This window comes from Salmonella sp. SAL04202 (assembly GCF_046550775.1).
GTDB classification, from domain to species: domain Bacteria; phylum Pseudomonadota; class Gammaproteobacteria; order Enterobacterales; family Enterobacteriaceae; genus Salmonella; species Salmonella enterica.
Genome location: NZ_JBGDXK010000017.1, coordinates 1 through 1,580, shown reverse-complemented (window position 1 = coordinate 1,580; position 1,580 = coordinate 1). Strand labels below are relative to the sequence as shown.

Annotated in this window: 4 protein-coding genes; all 4 read right to left on the bottom strand. The window is 67.2% G+C overall.

Annotated features, from left to right (window positions below; genetic code table 11):
* A partial coding sequence (locus tag ACLJQJ_RS23365; protein WP_369527041.1) for a cytochrome c maturation protein CcmE occupies positions 1–244 on the bottom strand: 244 nt, incomplete at its 3' end.
* Positions 241–453, bottom strand: coding sequence for a heme exporter protein CcmD (gene ccmD / locus ACLJQJ_RS23360; protein ID WP_000074111.1), 213 nt, complete (start codon positions 451–453; stop codon positions 241–243). The genes ccmD and ACLJQJ_RS23365, both read right to left, overlap by 4 nt.
* Complete coding sequence (locus tag ACLJQJ_RS23355; RefSeq protein ID WP_023228369.1) at positions 450–1,187, bottom strand: heme ABC transporter permease; 738 nt, start codon at positions 1,185–1,187, stop codon at positions 450–452. Before ACLJQJ_RS23355 ends, ccmD begins: the two co-directional genes overlap by 4 nt.
* 51 nt (positions 1,188–1,238) lie before the next feature.
* A partial coding sequence (locus tag ACLJQJ_RS23350; protein WP_240872430.1) for a heme exporter protein CcmB occupies positions 1,239–1,580 on the bottom strand: 342 nt, incomplete at its 5' end.

The following is a 1,580-nucleotide window of genomic DNA, read 5'->3' as shown; positions in this document are numbered from 1 at the left end:
AGTTCACCTTCAGCGAGTCCGGGTCGCGCCTGACGCTGCCGGGCATCACCATCCCGCCGACGCGCAGGCGCTGGCCCGCCGCCGGCAGCTGCTGCGTCTCGCGCTTGCCGTAGAGGATTTCGCCGGGGGTATAGAACAGGTCGATATTCGCGCGCAGCGCGTACAGGACCAGGGCGGTGGTCAGCGCCAGGCCCGCCAGCACCGCGCAGACCACCCATAGCCGGTTTTTACGTCGCAGGTTCACGCGGCCTCCTGTTGCGCCTGTGCGGCACGCATCCGCGCCTCGCGCGCCTGCTGCTGCACCACGCCGCGCAGAATGGCCCGGCGCTGCAGCACCGTGTGCAGCGCCAGCAGCGCCAGCGGCGCCACGGTCATCGCCACCGCCAGCCAGACAAAAAAGGCGTACCCGCCCATGGCGAAAAAATCGCTCCACGATGAAAATGCCGGACTCACCGGTGCCCCCTTTTCAGTATCAGTTCGCTCACCCACGGGCGGCGTTTTTCCATCAGTAAAATCAGGTTGCGCATCCGCATCAGCGAAAGCGTCATAAAGAGCAGCAGGTAGCCGGCGATGGCCCAGCGCAGCGGCGAGCGCATCGCCGGATCGATACTCTGCTGCATCCGCGTCGAGCCCTGGTGCAGGGTGTTCCACCACTCGACGGAATAGTGGATAACCGGCAGGTTCACCACGCCGACCAGCACCAGAATGCCCGCCGCGCGCCCGGCCATTTTACGGTCGTCAAAGGCGTGCCACAGGGCGATGACCCCGGCGTAGAGAAACAGCAGCACCAGCTCCGAGGTCAGGCGCGCGTCCCACACCCACCAGGTGCCCCACATCGGTTTGCCCCACGCCGCGCCGGTGACCAGTGCGATGAAGGTGTACACCGCCCCCACCGGCGCCATCGCCGCGACGGCAAGGGTGGCCATTTTCATCTGCCAGACCAGCCCGGTAAACGCCGCCACCGCCATCGCCGCATAGATACCCATTGACCAGATGGCCGCCGGGACATGCAGGTACATAATGCGGTAGCCCTCCCCCTGCTGGTAGTCCGCCGGGGCGAAACCAAAGCCCCGGACCCAGCCGGTGGCCAGCGCGATGATGCCGGCCGCCGCCAGCCACGGCACGAGCCTGCCGCAAATCTGATACAGCCGGGGCGGCGCCGCCAGCTGATGAAGGGTTTTCCACATCGTTGTCACCTGACCTCCTGAAACCAGTAAAATGTCCGTCGCGCCGGGGCGCTACTGCACGCTGAGGCGCAGCGCCGCCGCGGTGGCGAACGGGCTTAACGTCGCGCTGCCCGCCAGCAGCGCCCCCAGCACCGCCAGATAGCCGTCAGCGGGTAAATGCATCGATGCCGCGTCCATCGCCGCGGCGGCGAAAATCAGCACCGGGACACTCAGCGGCAGCACCAGAATGCCCAGCAGGACGCCGCCGCGCCGCAGCCCGGCCGTCAGCGCAACGCCCGGCGCGGCGAGAAACCCCAGCGCCGGCGTGCCGAGCAGCAGCGTCAGCGCCATGATTTTCCAGCCGTACACGTCCATCCCCAGCAGCAGCGCCACCAGCGGGGAGAGCATAATCAG

What these genes read in the sequence shown, in the direction of transcription:
- ACLJQJ_RS23355 (WP_023228369.1), bottom strand. Translation starts at nt 1,187, where the DNA reads ATGTGGAAAACCCTTCATCAGCTGGCGGCGCCGCCCCGGCTGTATCAG.